14 protein-coding genes and 1 tRNA gene are annotated in these 16,062 nt (G+C 68.9%); 4 read left to right on the top strand and 11 right to left on the bottom strand.

Translation table 11 applies throughout. The features are described from left to right. Window positions 1–233 precede the first annotated feature (233 nt). The 4 genes from dapD to ACGFIM_RS08630 all read right to left on the bottom strand — a co-directional run bounded on the left by dapD (window position 234) and on the right by ACGFIM_RS08630 (window position 2,696). On the bottom strand, window positions 234–1,199 hold the full coding sequence (gene dapD / locus ACGFIM_RS08645) for a 2,3,4,5-tetrahydropyridine-2,6-dicarboxylate N-succinyltransferase (protein ID WP_364054632.1): 966 nt from the start codon (window positions 1,197–1,199) through the stop codon (window positions 234–236). A gap of 25 nt (window positions 1,200–1,224) precedes the next feature. Further along, complete coding sequence (locus tag ACGFIM_RS08640; protein ID WP_393196808.1) at window positions 1,225–1,647, bottom strand: pyridoxamine 5'-phosphate oxidase family protein; 423 nt, start codon at window positions 1,645–1,647, stop codon at window positions 1,225–1,227. A gap of 141 nt (window positions 1,648–1,788) precedes the next feature. Next, a complete protein-coding gene (locus ACGFIM_RS08635; RefSeq protein WP_393196805.1) occupies window positions 1,789–1,917 on the bottom strand; it encodes a hypothetical protein in 129 nt (42 codons plus the stop codon). Window positions 1,918–2,613: 696 nt separating this feature from the next. Continuing rightward, window positions 2,614–2,696, bottom strand: a tRNA-Leu gene (locus tag ACGFIM_RS08630). A 105-nt stretch (window positions 2,697–2,801) separates the two neighbouring features. Between ACGFIM_RS08630 and ACGFIM_RS08625 the strand changes: the two genes are divergently transcribed. Both ACGFIM_RS08625 and ACGFIM_RS08620 read left to right on the top strand, forming a co-directional pair. After that, the gene (locus tag ACGFIM_RS08625; RefSeq protein WP_393196802.1) at window positions 2,802–3,386 is read left to right on the top strand and encodes an ANTAR domain-containing response regulator; all 585 of its coding nucleotides are present in this window, start codon (window positions 2,802–2,804) and stop codon (window positions 3,384–3,386) included. Between the two features lie 470 nt (window positions 3,387–3,856). After that, window positions 3,857–5,158: an ABC transporter substrate-binding protein gene (locus tag ACGFIM_RS08620; protein ID WP_393196799.1), complete on the top strand. Its 1,302-nt coding sequence runs from the start codon at window positions 3,857–3,859 to the stop codon at window positions 5,156–5,158. Between the two features lie 66 nt (window positions 5,159–5,224). Here ACGFIM_RS08620 and ACGFIM_RS08615 read toward each other — a convergent pair whose 3' ends face one another. Beyond that, window positions 5,225–6,085: a hypothetical protein gene (locus ACGFIM_RS08615; protein ID WP_393196796.1), complete on the bottom strand. Its 861-nt coding sequence runs from the start codon at window positions 6,083–6,085 to the stop codon at window positions 5,225–5,227. 187 nt (window positions 6,086–6,272) lie between these two features. On the opposite strand from ACGFIM_RS08615, the gene ACGFIM_RS08610 reads away from it, so the two are divergent. Next, the gene (locus ACGFIM_RS08610) at window positions 6,273–7,565 is read left to right on the top strand and encodes an ABC transporter substrate-binding protein (protein ID WP_393196793.1); all 1,293 of its coding nucleotides are present in this window, start codon (window positions 6,273–6,275) and stop codon (window positions 7,563–7,565) included. Between the two features lie 160 nt (window positions 7,566–7,725). Here ACGFIM_RS08610 and ACGFIM_RS08605 read toward each other — a convergent pair whose 3' ends face one another. From ACGFIM_RS08605 to ACGFIM_RS08580, 6 genes are all read right to left on the bottom strand, one after another. Further along, the gene (locus ACGFIM_RS08605) at window positions 7,726–8,127 is read right to left on the bottom strand and encodes a hypothetical protein (protein WP_393196790.1); all 402 of its coding nucleotides are present in this window, start codon (window positions 8,125–8,127) and stop codon (window positions 7,726–7,728) included. Between the two features lie 70 nt (window positions 8,128–8,197). Beyond that, entirely contained in the window at window positions 8,198–9,040 is an 843-nt protein-coding gene (locus ACGFIM_RS08600) for an ABC transporter ATP-binding protein (RefSeq protein WP_393196787.1), read from the bottom strand. After that, a complete protein-coding gene (locus tag ACGFIM_RS08595) occupies window positions 9,037–9,981 on the bottom strand; it encodes an ABC transporter ATP-binding protein (protein ID WP_393196784.1) in 945 nt (314 codons plus the stop codon). Before ACGFIM_RS08595 ends, ACGFIM_RS08600 begins: the two co-directional genes overlap by 4 nt. Beyond that, the gene (locus ACGFIM_RS08590; protein ID WP_393196781.1) at window positions 9,971–10,969 is read right to left on the bottom strand and encodes a branched-chain amino acid ABC transporter permease; all 999 of its coding nucleotides are present in this window, start codon (window positions 10,967–10,969) and stop codon (window positions 9,971–9,973) included. The genes ACGFIM_RS08595 and ACGFIM_RS08590 overlap by 11 nt, the downstream gene beginning before the upstream one ends. A 16-nt stretch (window positions 10,970–10,985) precedes the next feature. After that, window positions 10,986–12,155, bottom strand: coding sequence for a branched-chain amino acid ABC transporter permease (locus ACGFIM_RS08585; RefSeq protein ID WP_393196778.1), 1,170 nt, complete (start codon window positions 12,153–12,155; stop codon window positions 10,986–10,988). A gap of 568 nt (window positions 12,156–12,723) precedes the next feature. Next, window positions 12,724–13,095: a PaaI family thioesterase gene (locus ACGFIM_RS08580; protein WP_393196775.1), complete on the bottom strand. Its 372-nt coding sequence runs from the start codon at window positions 13,093–13,095 to the stop codon at window positions 12,724–12,726. A gap of 104 nt (window positions 13,096–13,199) precedes the next feature. Between ACGFIM_RS08580 and polA the strand changes: the two genes are divergently transcribed. Next, complete coding sequence (gene polA / locus ACGFIM_RS08575; protein ID WP_393196772.1) at window positions 13,200–15,890, top strand: DNA polymerase I; 2,691 nt, start codon at window positions 13,200–13,202, stop codon at window positions 15,888–15,890. Window positions 15,891–16,062: the final 172 nt, after the last annotated feature.

Here is a 16,062-nt window from a genome sequence, read left to right as displayed (position 1 = left end):
CACTGGCGGCGGGAGCGCTGCGGCCAGTGTGGATGGGAGCGCTGCGGTCGCCGGCGCCGCGACGTCCGTCGTAGCGGGCCCGGCAGCCCGGCGCCCGGTATGGCGCAGGCCCGGCACCACCACGCCCGCCGCCAGCAGGCGAAGAACCGGGAGAGTGAACCAGGCCGGTCGCCCTGCGGCGGGCCGCCTGTTCGCCGGCGGCCCGCCGAGAGGTGTCGCCCCGTGGAGCGGGGTCAGTCGTTGGCGTGCAGGGCGGCGTTGAGCTCGACCTTGCCGCCCTGGCGCGGCAGCGCCTCCACGACGCCCGTCTGCGAGTTGCGCCGGAACAGAATCCCGTTGGACCCCGACAGCTCGGCCGCCTTGACGACGGTGCCGTCCGGCAGGGACACGCGGGTGCCCGCCGTGACGTACAGGCCGGCCTCCACCACGCAGTCGTCGCCCAGCGAGATGCCGAGCCCGGCGTTCGCGCCCAGCAGGCAGCGCTCGCCGATGGAGATGACCTGCTTGCCGCCGCCCGACAGCGTTCCCATGATCGAGGCGCCGCCGCCCACGTCGGAGCCGTCGCCGACGACCACACCGGCCGACACCCGGCCCTCGATCATCGAGGCGCCCAGCGTGCCGGCGTTGAAGTTGACGAAGCCCTCGTGCATGACCGTGGTGCCAGGGGCGAGGTGGGCGCCGAGCCGTACGCGGTCGGCGTCGGCGATGCGCACCCCCGAAGGCAGCACGTAATCGACCATCCGGGGGAACTTGTCCACCCCGTAGACCGTCACCGGCCCGCGCCCGCGCAGCCGCAGCCGGGTCCGCTCGAAGTCCGGCACCGGGCACGGCCCGTAGTTGGTCCACACCACGTTGGCCAGCAGGCCGAAGATGCCGTCGAGGTTCACCCCGTGCGGGCGGACCAGACGCGCGGACAGCAGGTGCAGGCGCAGGTAGACGTCGTGCGCGTCGGCCGGAGGCTCGGAGAGCTTGGCGATGCCGGTGCGCACCGCCACCACCTCCACCCCGCGCGCCGCGTCGGGGCCGGTCAGCTCGGCCAGCTCCCCGGCCTCATCGCCGGACAGCCGCCGCGTGCCCGCGGCCGGCGCGTCGCCCAGCTCGGGGGCGGGAAACCAGGTGTCGAGTACGGTGCCGTCAGCGGCGATGGTCGCCAGGCCGGTGCCGAAGGCACCGATCGAGGTCGGGTCGATAGCAGTCACGGGCCCAAAAATACCGGTCCGCAGGTCAGCTCAGCGCGCCCAGGTCGGCCGAGAGCCAATGTTCCGGCCGCATCCTGAACGTCACCAGCACGTGCAGATCGGACCCCTGCACGTAGCCGTCCACGGCGTCGGGCGGCAGATAACGGGAGGAGATCCTGGTCAGGTCCTCCAGCGTCGTCGGCCCCGACCGCACCACCGGGCCCTCCACGGACACGTACCGGTACGTCGGGCTCGAGCGCTGCACCAGCAGCGAGAACCGCCCGGCCTTCGCGATCAGCCTGGCCTTGACGGAGTCGCCGTCGGTCAGGAACCTCACGTCGCCGCCCGGGGTGTAGTCGTACCAGACGGGCACCGTCAGCGGGCCCCGCCCGTCGCCCGACTCCACCGCCAGGCTCGCGATGTGCGGCTCCGCCAGGAACGCCTCCCGGTCAGCCAGGCTCAACGGCATGCCACCCCACCCCCGTGCGTTCGTCGATCTGGAACGGCTATTCCCGCTGCGCGAGATCCCGAAAAGTCCCGAACCCACCATCCTTCGCCTTTCTCTCCCGGGCATCTCCGCGCCCACCCGCCCCAGCTGGCGCAGAAACGGTCAGTATTTCGGGCCGACGTGGCGATCGAGCAGCTCGACGGCTTCCCGCCGCGCCACCGACGGCTCGTTGCGGTTGTTCAACCGCCAGGCCACGCCGAGCAGGTCGAGCGCTTGGCCGCAGAGGGCCAAGATGTCGGGGACTCGTTCTTGAAGTGGTAGCGGGGATAGGAGTACCAGCGGACGCCGCTGGAAAGCTCGCGGCGCACCCGGTTGAGCCCGCGGCAGCCGTCGGAATGGATGAGCCCGCGGACGAACCGGCCTGGATGCGCCCGCACGATCTCCTCCTGTCAGGGGCCAATTTGATCTCTCGCTCGTGCTTCCTTCCGGGGCCGTGCTGCGGGAACAGGCACGGCCGATGTAGGGAATAGCTCATCACCTCGATGCACCCCTGGCGCTGCCGCCGGCTGACCGAGGAGGCAGGCATGGTGAGCGCCATCGACCGGGCCGCCTCGTCGATCAGCCCTGGCCAGGCGTTGTCGCAAAAGATCGACAGCCGGTGCACCGCCCTGACCCGCACCATGTGGCCGTCGCCGAGGTGAAGCCCCAGCAGGTGGGCGTAGGCGACGGCGTCGAGTGCGCGGCCATGGCAGCGGGGGCACCGGTGGCCGCTCGGGGAATCGTCGTCGCGGGCGCGGCGGGCTCCGGTGCGCCGCTTCTGAACCGCGCCGATCGGCACGCCGCATGCGTGCGCCACCCGGCGATCGCTCAGCCCTTGGGCGGACGGACGCAGGGCACGGTCAACAGTTTCTCGAGGATGCACACGCTCAGTGTGGCGAACGTCACCGACAGTTTCCGGGCTGCTACGGTGACGAGCGCGAGGCTAGGTGCCGGAAGCGGGATTCGAACCCGCACGCCCTTGCGAGCAGACGCTTTTGAGGCGTCCATGTCTGCCATTCCATCATTCCGGCTGGTATATCCGGACTTGTCCGGATTCGCGACGAACCTCACCGCCGATGTGATCGGTAGGGCGTCAGCGTGGATCTAATCTACCGGACGTCGGTACTCTTCTGCTCGTGAGTACGCAGCGGCGAGTAGTGATCGCGGAAGACGAGGCCCTGATCCGCCTCGACCTCAAGGAGATGCTCCAGGAGGACGGCTACGTCGTCGTGGGCGAGGCCGGTGATGGTGAGCAGGCGATCCGGCTGGCCGCCGAGCTGAAACCCGACCTGGTCATCCTCGACGTGAAGATGCCCGTGCTCGATGGCATCTCGGCGGCCGAGCGGATCACCGAGATGCGCATCGCCCCGTGCCTCATCCTGACCGCGTTCTCCCAGCGTGATCTGGTGGAGCGGGCACGGGATGCAGGGGCGATGGCCTATCTGGTCAAGCCGTTCACGAAGGCGGATCTGGTGCCGGCGATCGAGATGGCGATCAGCAGGCACGACGAGATGGTGGCGCTCGCGAACGAGGTGTCGAACCTGTCCGAGCGTCTGGAGACCCGCAAGCTGGTCGAGCGGGCCAAGGGTCAGTTGATGGCGCAGCACGGGTGGACCGAGCCCCAGGCGTTCCGCTGGATCCAGAAGGCGTCGATGGACCGGCGGCTGAGCATGCGCGAGGTCGCGCAGATCGTCATCCAGGACGCGGCGGAGCGTTCCTGAGGGCGGCTCTTTCTCCGGGGGCCGGCCCGGTGTTCCCGGGGCGAGGCCCACGGAAGGCGGGTCCCCGGGTCTTGGGCGGGTGACGCCTGGTCTCCTGCCGTCGGGCGTGGGCGGTCGCGGTCCTCTGCGGAGCGCGGCCGCGTACGCCTTTCGGCGTGTTCCGGGGAGTTTTGGCCGGTACGTAGCCCCGCGGCCTGGAGCGCCGGGGCTGCTCGCAGCAAAACTGGGACAGATGCGACTATTGGGGCTTTTTGTCCCTGGTCCTGATATCTCACCTCCCAGTCACCGGCGCCGGCCATGCTCGTAACGCTCATGAAACATGCCATTACCATCCGTGATTGCGACATTACGAATCAGCATAAAAACACCCGGAGAACTCCCCATTTCACCCCACACCGGGCATGCTGAGCCCCGTTAAAACCCGGCGAAGGCGATCGTCCCTTCGTTGAGATAGGGGGAGTCTCATTTTGATGAACCGCATTGCTCCGGCGGGGCGTGTCCTGGCGGTCGCGGCCGCGGCGAGCCTGGCCTTGACGGCATGTGGAGGTGGCGGCGGCGACACGGCCGCGCAGGAGTCCGCCGCCCCGGCGTCCTCGGCGGCCTCCTCGGCCCCGGCGGCGAAGGGCGACGGCACCTTGACGCTCGGTACGGTCCTGCCCCAGACCGGCTCGCTGGCGTTCCTCGGCCCGCCCGAGTTCGCAGGCGTGGACCTGGCGGTGAAGGAGATCAACGAGGCCGGCGGCGTGCTCGGCAAGCCGATCAACGTGGTGCACACGGACTCGGGCGACACCAGCACGAACATCGCCTCGCAGTCGGTGGACAAGCTGATCGCGCAGAACGCCGACGCCATCATCGGTGCGGCGTCCTCGTCGGTGTCGGAGTCGATCATCGACAAGATCACGGGTGCGGGCATCGTGCAGTTCTCGCCGGCCAACACCTCCGACAAGTTCACCACCATCAAGGACGACGGCCTGTACTTCCGTACGGCTCCGCCGGACAAGCTGCAGGGCCGGGTGCTCGGTGACGTGATCGCGGCCGACGGCAACGACACGATCGGCATCCTGGCGATGCAGGACTCGTACGGCTCCGGCCTGGCCGACCAGGTGACGGCGACCGCCGAGGAGGCCGGTGCGAGCGTGGTGGAGCGGGTCGACTACGACCCGAAGGCGGCGGACTTCTCGGCCGACGTCGCCAAGATCAAGGCGAAGAACCCGAAGGCGATCGTGCTGATCGGCTTCGAGGAGGGCGCCAAGGTCATCCAGGAGCTGGTCAAGCAGGGCCTGACGGCGGACAAGCACAAGTGGTACATGGTGGACGGCAACATGTCGAACACCAACTACGTGAAGATGCCGAAGGGCACGATGAAGGGCGTCAAGGGCACCATTCCCGGTGCCGAGGCGCCGGACGCCTTCAGGGAGAAGCTCAAGGAGATCAACAAGGATCTCGACGACTACACCTACGCCGCCGAGTCCTACGACGCCGCGAACCTGATCGCGCTGGCCGCCGAGGCCGCCAAGGACGACAGCGGCCGCTCCATCGCCTCCAAGCTGCCCGAGGTCAGCAAGGACGGCGAGAAGTGCAAGAGCTTCAAGGAGTGCGTCGACCTGCTGAAGGCCGGTAAGGACATCGACTACGACGGCGTCAGCGGCCCCGTCGAGTTCGACGACAACGGTGACCCGCAGGTGGCGACGATCGGTGTCTACCAGTACGGGGACGACAACAAGTACCCGAGCAAGGCTCTCGAGTACCGGACGGGCAAGATCGCGGGCTGATCTCGCCTGCCGCCGATGACCGCCTCTCCCGCGCCGCGCCCGCGGGAGGGGCGGTTTTCTCATGTCTCACCCGGGTTCCTGTGGCAGGCCGCAGGTGCGGGCGGCGTACAGGATGAGCCGGTCCTGCAGGGGCTTGGGCGGTGAGACGATCACGACGCGCTCGTCTCCGCCGTCGAGCGTGACGCGTACGGGGAACAGGAACGCCTTCTTGGCCTCGGCGAAGGCGTGGACGTCGCAGCGGCCGGGGGAGAGCCGGATCGGGGTCCGGATCTGCTGCGTTCCCGGGTCGAGCACGCCGAGCGGCTGCTCGTGGTCGACGATGTAGTGGGTGGTGCCGCCCATGGAGACGAGGCGGACGGCGCCGGGGCCGCGCCGCGTGACGATGAGGTCGCCCCGCATGATCGCGTCCGCGCCGGAGCCGGTCTCCTTCCATTCCGGCCCGAACTCGATGGTGACGGCCTGTTTGACCAGGTACTCGGAGCATTCGTCGCGCAGCAGCCTGGCCAGCAGCGGGTCGGGGTGCGGCACGGGGAAGGCGACGGTTCTGAGCGGCTCGTCGCCGACGCTGATCCTGGCGAGGATCTTGGCGGGGGCGACCTCGGGCAGGCCCTTCGGCAGGCAGTTGGCGCGGCCGTAGTCGAGGGGGAGGTCGGTGCGTTCGGTTCTGCCGATGACGGCGTCGGCGCGCTGCGGGGGCCGGGTCTCGAAGGACGCCGACACGAGTTGGACATCGGCGAAATAAACGCGTGTTTCATTAATATTTCGGACGGCCACGAGAAGCCGGTGGGCCGCTTCATCCGAGCGATATTGCGCCAGCGAGACCGTCACCCCGGGCGGCGGCTCGGCGGGGGGAGGCGAAGCCGGTTCGGCGGCGCCGCAACCGGCCGCGAGCAGCACCGTCGCGAGTACGGAGGTTATGCGCTTCACCTGTTGCACATTAAGCGTCCTTCCGCAGGTCCGTAAGTTGAGGAGTGATTACGACTCCGCATCCAAGTGCCGACAGTTCCCCACCGCATCTGGTTGGATCATGCGACGGTTTTGTACGTTTCCTGCATTCGATCGGGAACGCTCGGCGGTGCTGACGGATCCCGGCCTGGAATGAAGGAGACACTTCATGATCCGCATTGCTCCCGTGGGACGGGCGCTGGCTGTCGTGGCTGCCACCAGCCTCGCCCTGACAGCCTGCGGTGGTGGCGGTGACACCGCCACGCAGACTTCCGAGAGTGCCGCTCCGGCCTCTTCCGCTCCCGCGGCGAAGGGCGATGGCACGCTCACTATCGGCACCCTGTTGCCCCAGACCGGTTCCCTGGCGTTCCTCGGCCCGCCCGAGTTCGCAGGCGTCGACCTGGCGGTGAAGGAGATCAACGAGGCGGGCGGCGTGCTCGGCAAGCCTGTCGTCAAGCACGACACCGACTCCGGTGACACGACGACGAACATCGCCTCGCAGTCGGTGGACAAGCTGCTCGCCCAGAACGCGGACGCCATCATCGGTGCGGCGTCCTCGTCGGTGTCCGAGTCGGTCATCGACAAGATCACCGGTGCGGGCGTGGTGCACTTCTCGCCGGCCAACACCTCCGACAAGTTCACCACGATCAACGACCACGGCCTGTACTTCCGTACGGCTCCGCCGGACAAGCTACAGGGCCGCGTCCTCGGTGACCTCATCATCTCCGACGGCAACGACACCGTCGGCATCCTGGCGATGCAGGACTCGTACGGCACCGGCCTGGCCGATCAGGTCCAGAAGACCGTCACCGACGGCGGTGGCGAGGTCGTCGAGCGCGTCGACTACGACCCGAAGGCGGCCGACTTCTCGGCCGACGTCGCCAAGATCAAGGCCAAGAACCCCAAGGGCATCGTGCTCATCGGCTTCGAGGAGACCTCCAAGGTCATCCAGGAGCTCGTCAAGCAGGGCCTGCCGGCCAGCAAGCACAAGTGGTACATGGTGGACGGCAACATGTCGAACACCAACTACGTGAAGATGCCCAAGGGCACGCTGAAGGGCGTCAAGGGCACCTTCCCCGGCGCGGCCGCTCCCGACGCCTTCCGCGAGAAGCTGCTCGCCGTGAACCCGAAGCTCGAGGACTTCACCTACGCCCCCGAGTCGTACGACGCGGCGAACCTGATCGCGCTGGCCGCCGAGGCCGCCAAGAGCGACGCCGGCCCGGACATCGCGGCCAAGCTGGCCGAGGTCAGCAAGGGCGGCGAGAAGTGCTCGAACTTCAAGGAGTGCGTCGACCTGCTGAAGGCCGGCAAGGACATCGACTACGAGGGCGTCAGCGGCCCGGTCGAGTTCAACGACGCCGGTGACCCGGCCGTCGCCACCATCGGCATCTACCAGTACGGCGACGACAACAAGTACCCGGCCAAGGCGCTGGAGTACCGTACGGGCAACATCGAGGGCTGAGCAGCACCCGGCACTCGACATTGCGGGCCCGGCCGTCACGGCCGGGCCCTTTCCCGTGTCACGGGCCCTTTCCCGGCACCGGAAGCGGGCGCTCACCGGCGCGGGGGCTCGTGCGTCACCGGGGGCGGGGCGTGCCCCGACCGGCGCGGAGGGCCTGCGGTCACGTGCAGCCCGCCACGATCTGGTCGGCGGCCGCGCGGTACTGCTTGAGCAGCGCCACCTGCCGCTCCCGCGGGACGTCGCTCTTCGACAGGCGGGCGGTGGCGGACTTGACGGTCTCGGCGGCCGGTTGCAGCGAGCCGGGCAGCCGTCCGGCGAACTCGGCCGTGATGCCGTAGGCCTCGGCCAGGCGCCCGATGACGGCGTCTTCGAAGTTCTGCCGTTCCTCCTGGCCCTTCGGCTCCAGCAGCAGGTCGGCGTACCCGATGGCGGAGACCACGCGCGCGCACGGGTCGTCGGTGGGGTCGCCGCCGGTGCTGTACTTGGCCGAGGAGGACGCGGCCTCCTGGCATCCGACGAGGAGGACTGGGACGAGGAGTGCGACTGCCGCAAATCGTTTCACAGCGCACATTAAAGGACGGGGAAGGGCTCCCACGGGAGGCCCTTCCCCGTCTTGCAAATGATCCGTTACGTTACGCCTTCGCGAGCGTGCCGAGGTACAGCTCGATGACCTTGGGGTCGTGGGCGAGCTGCCGCCCGGTGCCGGTGTAGGCGTTGCGGCCCTGGTCGAGGACGTAGCCGCGGTGGCAGATCTGCAGGCAGCGGCGGGCGTTCTGCTCCACCATGATCACGGTCACGCCCGCCTTGTTGATCTGCTGGGCCTGGATGAAGACCAGGTCCTGCAGTTTCGGCGACAGGCCCGCGGACGGCTCGTCGAGCAGCAGCACGGACGGCTCGGTCATGAGCGCCCGCGCCATCGCCACCATCTGCCGCTCGCCGCCCGACAGGGAGCCGGCGCGCTGCTTGCGCCGCTCCTTGAGCGCGGGGAACAGCTCGGCCACGAACTCGAAGCGCTCCTTGAACTTCCCCGGCACCTGGAAGGCGCCCATCTCGAGGTTCTCCTCGATGGTGAGGCTGGGGAAGACGTTGTTGGTCTGCGGGACGTAGCCGACGCCCCGCGAGACCAGGTCGTGCGCCTTCATGTTCGTGATGTCCTCGCCCTTGAGCAGGACGGTGCCGCTGCGGATGGTGACCAGCCCGAACAGGGCCTTCAGCAGCGTCGACTTGCCGGCGCCGTTGGGGCCGATGATGCCGATCAGCTCGCCCGGCTTCACGTACAGGTCGGTGCCGTTGAGGATGTTGACGCCCGGCAGGTAGCCCGCGATGAGCTCGTCGCAGCGCAGCACCGCGTCCTTGGCGCCCTCCAGGTGGGCGCTGCGGTCGGTGACGGCCCGCGCCGACTGCGCCGGGGCGGCCGCCGGGGTGGGCTCTTCGGCCTGCCCGTTCGCCGGGGTCGGCGATTCGTCGGCGCTCACTTCTGCGTCTCCTCTTCGATCTCGGCTTCGAGGGCCTCCTCGGCCTCGTGCAGCTGCGACTCGAGCTCGGTGTCGGACAGCGGCGCGTCATGGTGCGCGCCAAGGTAGGCGTCGATGACGCGCTCGTCCGACATGATCGTCGAGGGCGGGCCCTCGGCGATGACCGCGCCCTGAGCCATGACGATCACCCAGTCGCTGATGTCGCGGACCATGTCCATGTCGTGCTCGACGAACAGCACCGTCATGCCCTGCTCGCGCAGGTCCTTGACGTGGCCGAGCAGCGACTGCGTCAGCGCCGGGTTCACGCCGGCCATGGGCTCGTCGAGCATGACCAGCTCCGGCTGGACCATGAGCGCGCGGGCCATCTCCAGCAGCTTGCGCTGGCCGCCGGAGAGCGAGCCGGCGAAGTCGTCGCGCTTGGCGTCGAGCTTGAACCGGGCGAGCAGCTCCTCGGCCCGCTCGGTGATCTCCGCCTCCTGGTCGCGCCAGAAGGCGGGGAACATGGCGCGCCAGAAGCTCTCGCCCTTCTGCCGCTGGGCGCCGAGGCGCATGTTCTCCAGCACGGTCAGCCGGGACAGCGCCTTGGTGAGCTGGAACGTGCGCACCATGCCGGCACGGGCGACCTTGTGCGCGGGCACGCCGTTCATGGGCTTGCCGTTGAAGGTCCACGTGCCGGAGTCGGCCGTGTCGAAGCCGGTGAGCTGGTTGAAGAACGTCGTCTTGCCGGCGCCGTTGGGCCCGATCAGCGCGGTGATGGAGCCGCGCTGGATCTCGACGTGCTCGACGTTGACGGCGGTGAGGCCGCCGAAGCGGCGCACCACCTTGTCGACCACGAGGATGGGGTCCGGCTTGGGCACGCCCGGGTCGCGGGGCAGGTCGGCGAACGCGGCCAGTGCGGCGGCCTTGCGCTCGCTGGTCGTCGTCTGGGTCTCAGCGTGCATCGATCGCTATCTCCCTCTTGTCACCGAAGATGCCCTGTGGCCGGAAGACGAGCAACAGGATGAGGCCGAGACCGACCAGGACGTACCGCAGGGCGCCGACCTGGTTGACGTCGATGATGGTGATGTAGCCGGCGGCGACGGCCTCGCTGAGGACGCCGTTCACCAGGACCAGCAGCACCCAGAAGAGCATCGCGCCGACGACCGGGCCGAGCACGCGGGCGGCGCCGCCCAGAATGATCATCGTGTACAGGTAGAACGTGGTCTCGGTGCCGAAGACGTCGGGCTGCACGGAGCCGTACGCCAGGCCGTAGATGAAGCCGCCCAGGCAGCCGATGACGCCACCGAGGACGAGCGCCTGCATCTTGTACGAGAACACGCTCTTGCCCAGGCTGCGCACCGCGTCCTCGTCCTCGCGGATGGCCTTGAGCACGCGGCCCCACGGGCTCTTCATGAGCATGAAGACGATGAGGCAGCACAGCGCGATGAGCACCCAGCCGACGGTCAGCACCCACATCGAGCGGTTGTTGAAGAACAGCGGGATGGGGCCGAGGTTGAAGCCGTAGTCGCCCTCGGGGTACGGGTTCAGCGCGTAGAAGCCGTCGCTGAAGCCGCGCTGCCCGTCGGAGCCGCCGAAGATCTCCTTGAACGTCACCGAGCGGAAGATGAGCCGGACGATCTCGGCCGCGGCGATGGTGACGATGGCGAGGTAGTCGGCGCGCAGCTGCAGGGTGGGGATGCCGAGCAGGATCGCCAGGATGATCGCGCCGGCGATGCCGACCGCGATGCCGACCCCGAACGGCAGGCCCATGACGGTGACCATGACCGCCATGCCGTAGCCGGCCACGCCCATGAATGCGGCCTGGCCGAAGTTGAGCAGGCCGGTGTAGCCGAAGTGGATGTTGAGGCCGATCGCGGCCAGGCCGTACAGCACCGTCTCCACGTTGACCGCGGACTTGATGGTGGTGCTGAGAATCGTGATCCAGTCCATTCTGATCCTCCCCCGATCAGCCGATCCGCTCGCGGCGGCCCAGGATGCCCTGCGGCCGGACGAGGAGCACGATGATGAGCACGGCCAGGGCGCCGACGTTCTTCAGCTCCGGCGGCACCCAGAGCGTGGAGACCTGGATGAACAGGCCGACCACGAGCGAGCCGACCAGGGCGCCGAACGCGGTGCCCAGGCCGCCGAGCGTCACGCCGGCGAAGATGAGCAGGAGGATCTCCTGGCCCATCGTGTACTTCAGGTTCTGGGAGAGCGCCAGCATGATGCCGGCCAGCGCGGCGATGGCGGCGCCGCCAGTCCAGATGATCCTGATGACGCGGTCGACGTTGATGCCGGAGGAGGCCGCGAGCGCCGGGTTGTCGGCCACGGCGCGGGCCGCCTTGCCGGTCCTGGTCCGCAGCAGCGCGAACCCGACGATGATCAGCACGACGAGCTCGATGCCCATGGCGACCAGGTTCTTGGGAGCGGCCGAGATGGGGCCGATCTCGATGCCCGGCTGTGCGTTGTACTGGGCGTACGCCTCGGTCTGGCCGCCGAAGAAGATCAGGAACAGGTAGCGCATGAAGAGCGCCACACCGATCGAGATGATCATCATGGCGATGATGCCGGTGCCCCGCTTACGGAGCTTGCCCCAGAACAGCCGGTCCTGGAGGTAGCCGAGCACCGCTGCGGCGAGGACGGCGATGACGGCGGCCGGGATCAGGTGCAGGCCGAGGCCGACGTTGAAGCCGTAGGCCAGCAGGGCGCCCAGGGTGACCAGCTCGCCGTGGGCGAAGTTGGTCAGGCCGGTGGTGCCGTAGATGAGCGACAGGCCGAGCGCGGCCAGCGCGATGATCAGGCCGAGGTTGAGGCCTTCGAAGGTGAGCTGGGCGGCCTGCGCCCAGAACGTGCTGCCGCCGCTGGTGCCGCCCTCCTCCTGCTGCTGCTCGCCGGCCGCGCCCTTGGGCTGGAGCGCGAAGAGGACGGTCGAGCAGTTGCCTTCGTAAACGGTCGGCGTACGGGTGTTGTTGCCGCCGCGCACCTCCGCGTTCTGCGGAAGGGTGCTGACATCGAGCGTGACCTGGTACTTACCCGGTTTGTCGACCTGTACTTCCCACGTGCCCTGGGGATTGGTGGTGACCTCCTCGACGGGTTGCCCGTTTTCGGTGGTCACGGCGATTTTGGCGCCGTTCACTGGCTGGCCTTGGAGTTTGAGCGTTCCCCTCAACCCCTGGCAATCGGCTGGATCCGCGTGCGCGGGGCCGGCAAGCAGGAAGATGAGTCCACTCAGAAAGGCCGTGAACGCGATCACGGCTCTGCGCAATGGTGCTCCCTCAAGTAGGTCAAGGCGGGGTTGTGCCCCATCCATCTCGACACGCGCGCATCGCAGGCACAACTGGGATGCAATGGCGGGAGCTTATTGCGGCTACGCCCGTTTCAGTATCGTTCGTCACCAATTAGTGACATGCGTGTGTCACTGATGTGAGCAAACAACGTGGCAGGTCAGGGGCTAAATCGGGGTAGACACCTGGCGCGCTCGGGGAACGATCGCGTAACGATCGGAAGATGAGGATTGACGAGCCCGCGGGGGCGGCCGTTGGGGCCATGTCAGGCGCCGTCGGCCGTACACGGGAGCACCCCGCATACGCGGGGCCGGACACGTTTTCTACTTGGCCTCCCCGCGGGCTCTGGTGAAACCACCGTAGCGACCCGCGGGGGGCGTGCGCAAAGGGTCGAAGAAAGTGACGTAAGGGACTCTTCGGTCAAGCGTCACGGAGCATGCAGGTGAGGCGCGAGGTGCACAGCCGCCGGCCCTGCTCGTCGGTGATCTCGATCTCGTACGTCGCCAGCGTCCTGCCGCCGTGCAGCCGGGTCGCCACCCCCGTGACCCAGCCCTCGCGGGCCGAGCGGTGATGGGTGGCGTTGATCTCGATGCCCACGGCGATCCGGCCGGCGCCGGCGTGCACCGCCGCGCCCACCGAGCCCAGCGTCTCGGCCAGCACCGCCGAGGCCCCGCCGTGCAGCAGCCCGTACGGCTGCGTGTTCCCCTCGACCGGCATGCGGCCCACCACGCGCTCCGCCGAGACCTCGAGGAATTCGATGCCCATGCGGTCGGCGAGCGTGTTCTTGTGCATATCGCCGATCATCGAGACGTCCATAGGGTCGGTCTGCGTCAAAGTGACGCCTCCACTCTTCCGAGCTCGGGTTTTCTGTCGGAGACGCAGACTAGGCTGCGGGTGTGCCGAAGAGTGAAGTGACCCCCAGCCGCCCGTGCCTGCTGCTGCTCGACGGGCATTCGCTGGCCTATCGCGCGTTCTACGCGCTCAAAGACGCCAACCTCATGACCACCGACGGTCAGCACACCGAGGCGGTCTACGGGTTCACCTCGATGCTGACCAACGTCCTGCGCGACGAGCGCCCCACGCACGTCGCGGTGGCCTTCGACCGGTCGGAGCCGACGTTCCGCCATGAGGAGTACACCGAGTACAAGGCCAACAGGGCAGAGACGCCCGAGGACTTCCGCGGCCAGATGCAGCTCATCTTCGAGCTGCTCGACGTGCTGCGCATCCCGCGCCTGTCCAAGGCCGGCTTCGAGGCCGACGACATCATCGCCACCCTGGCCACCCGCGCGCGCGAGGAGGGCATGGACGTTTTGATCGTCACCGGCGACCGCGACGCGCTGCAGCTCGTCGACGAGCACGTCACGGTCCTGATGACGCGGCGCGGCATCAGCGACATGACCCGCTTCACCCCCGAGGCGGTCCAGGAGAAATACGGTCTGACCCCGGCGCAGTACCCCGACTTCGCCGCCCTGCGCGGCGACCCCAGCGACAACCTCCTCAGCATCCCCGGCGTGGGGGAGAAGACCGCCGCCAAGTGGGTGCGCGAATACGGCTCGCTCGCCGCGCTCGTCGACCGGGTCGACGAGGTCAAGGGCAAGGTCGGCGACAGGCTGCGCGAGCACGTCGCCCAGGTGCTGATGAACCGCCGGCTGACCGAGCTGCTGCGCGACGTCCCGATCGACGTCGAGCCCGCCGAGCTGAAGCAGGGCGCCTGGGAGCGCGAGGAGATCGACAAGCTGTTCGACACCCTGCAGATCCGCGGCGAGCTGCGCGACCGGGTGTTCAAGGTCCTCGGCACCGGCGAGCAGGAGCCCGAGCAGGGCTTCGAGGTCGAGACCGTGCTGCTCGGCCCGGGAGAGGTGGCCGGCTGGCTCGCGGCGCTGCCCGAGGGCCGCGCCGGGCTCGCGTTCAAGGGGGTCTACGGCAGCGGCACCGGCCGCATCGACGCCATCGCCATCGCCTCGCCCGCCGGCACCGCCGCCCACATCGACCCGGTCAAGCTGACCGAGGAGGACGAGGCGGCCCTGCGCGCCTGGCTGGGCGACGACACCAAGCCCAAGGCCGTCCACGACGCCAAGGGGCCCATCCTGGCGCTGTGGGCGCAGGGCATGGAGCTGCGCGGGCTGAGCTGCGACACCGCGCTCGCCGCCTACCTCGCGATGCCGGGCCAGCGCACGTTCGCGCTCGAAGACCTCGCCCGCCGCTACCTCCACCGCGACCTGCGCGCCGAGCACGAGGACAACGGCCAGGCCGCGCTCTTCGGCGACGACGAGGACGCCCCGGCCAAGGACCTCGCGCTGCGCGCCCACGTCGTGCTCGAGCTGGCCGGCGCCCTGGAGAGGTTCCTCGCCGGCCGCGGCGGCACCCAGCTGCTCTCCGACGTCGAGCTGCCGCTGCTGTCGGTGCTCGCCGAAATGGAGCGGACCGGCATCGCGGTCGACCGCGACTACTTCGCCGCCCTCGAGGCCGAGTTCGGCGCCGCGGTCAAGCAGGCGGTGGAGGAGGCGCACCGCTCGGTCGGCGAGCAGTTCAACCTCGGCTCGCCCAAGCAGCTGCAGGAGATCCTCTTCGTCCGGCTCAACCTCCCCAAGACGAAGAAGATCAAGACCGGCTACAGCACCGACGCCGACCAGCTCGCCTGGCTCGCCACCCAGACCGACCACGAGCTGCCCACGATCATGCTGCGCCACCGCGACCAGCAGAAGCTGCGCACCACGGTCGAGGGCCTCATCAAGGAGATCGGCGACGACGGGCGCATCCACACCACGTTCAACCAGATCATCGCCGCCACCGGCCGGCTGTCGTCGGAGAAGCCCAACCTGCAGAACATCCCGATCCGCACCGCCGAGGGCCGCCGCATCCGGCAGGGCTTCGTGGTCGGCGAGGGCTACGAGACGCTGCTGACCGCCGACTACAGCCAGATCGAGCTGCGCATCATGGCCCACCTGTCGGGCGACGAGTCGCTGATCGAGGCGTTCGAGTCCGGCCACGACTTCCACCAGGCCACCGCCGCGCGCGTGTTCGACCTGCCGCCCGAGCAGATCGACGGCGAGCTGCGGGCCCGCATCAAGGCGATGAACTACGGCCTCGCCTACGGCCTGTCCGACTTCGGGCTCGCCGGGCAGCTCAACATCCCGGTCGCCGAGGCGCGGGCGCTGAAGGAGGAGTACTTCGAGGAGTTCGGCGGGGTCCGCGACTTCCTCCAGGCCATCGTGGCCCAGGCGCGTAAAGACGGCTACACCGAGACGATCATGGGCCGCCGCCGCTACCTGCCCGACCTCACCAGCGACAACCGCCAGCGCCGCGAGATGGCCGAGCGGATGGCGCTCAACGCCCCCATCCAGGGCTCGGCGGCCGACATCATCAAGGTCGCCATGCTCAACGTGCACCGGGCGCTCGCCGAGGAAGGGCTGGCCTCGCGGATGCTGCTGCAGGTCCACGACGAGCTGGTGTTCGAGGTGGCGCCGGGTGAGCTGGAGCGGCTCACGCGGCTCGTACGCGAGCAGATGGGGGCCGCCTACCACCTGCGGGTCCCGCTGGAGGTCTCGGTGGGCGTCGGCCGCACCTGGGAGGACGCGGGGCACTAGCCGGGCTCGCCCGGGCCGGGAGCCCGCCGGACACTGCCCCCGGGCCTTGGTGAGCGCCGGAGGCCGGCCCCTGGACGGGAAGCGCGCCGAAGGCCGGCCCCTGGACGGGTAGCGAGCCGGCGGCCGGTCCCTGGACGGGAGGGTGCCGGAGGCCGGTCCCTGGACGGGTAGC

This window comes from Nonomuraea sp. NPDC049309, from assembly GCF_043196965.1.
In the GTDB taxonomy this organism is placed as follows: Bacteria; Actinomycetota; Actinomycetes; order Streptosporangiales; family Streptosporangiaceae; genus Nonomuraea; species Nonomuraea fastidiosa.
Note: the sequence above shows the minus strand (reverse complement) of the source record. Positions and strands in the feature narration are given on the sequence as shown.

What these genes read in the sequence shown, in the direction of transcription:
- ACGFIM_RS08640 (WP_393196808.1), bottom strand. Translation starts at nt 1,647, where the DNA reads ATGCCGTTGAGCCTGGCTGACCGGGAGGCGTTCCTGGCGGAGCCGCAC.
- ACGFIM_RS08620 (WP_393196799.1), top strand. Translation starts at nt 3,857, where the DNA reads ATGAACCGCATTGCTCCGGCGGGGCGTGTCCTGGCGGTCGCGGCCGCG.
- ACGFIM_RS08610 (WP_393196793.1), top strand. Translation starts at nt 6,273, where the DNA reads ATGATCCGCATTGCTCCCGTGGGACGGGCGCTGGCTGTCGTGGCTGCC.
- ACGFIM_RS08595 (WP_393196784.1), bottom strand. Translation starts at nt 9,981, where the DNA reads ATGCACGCTGAGACCCAGACGACGACCAGCGAGCGCAAGGCCGCCGCA.
- ACGFIM_RS08590 (WP_393196781.1), bottom strand. Translation starts at nt 10,969, where the DNA reads ATGGACTGGATCACGATTCTCAGCACCACCATCAAGTCCGCGGTCAAC.
- ACGFIM_RS08580 (WP_393196775.1), bottom strand. Translation starts at nt 13,095, where the DNA reads ATGCACAAGAACACGCTCGCCGACCGCATGGGCATCGAATTCCTCGAG.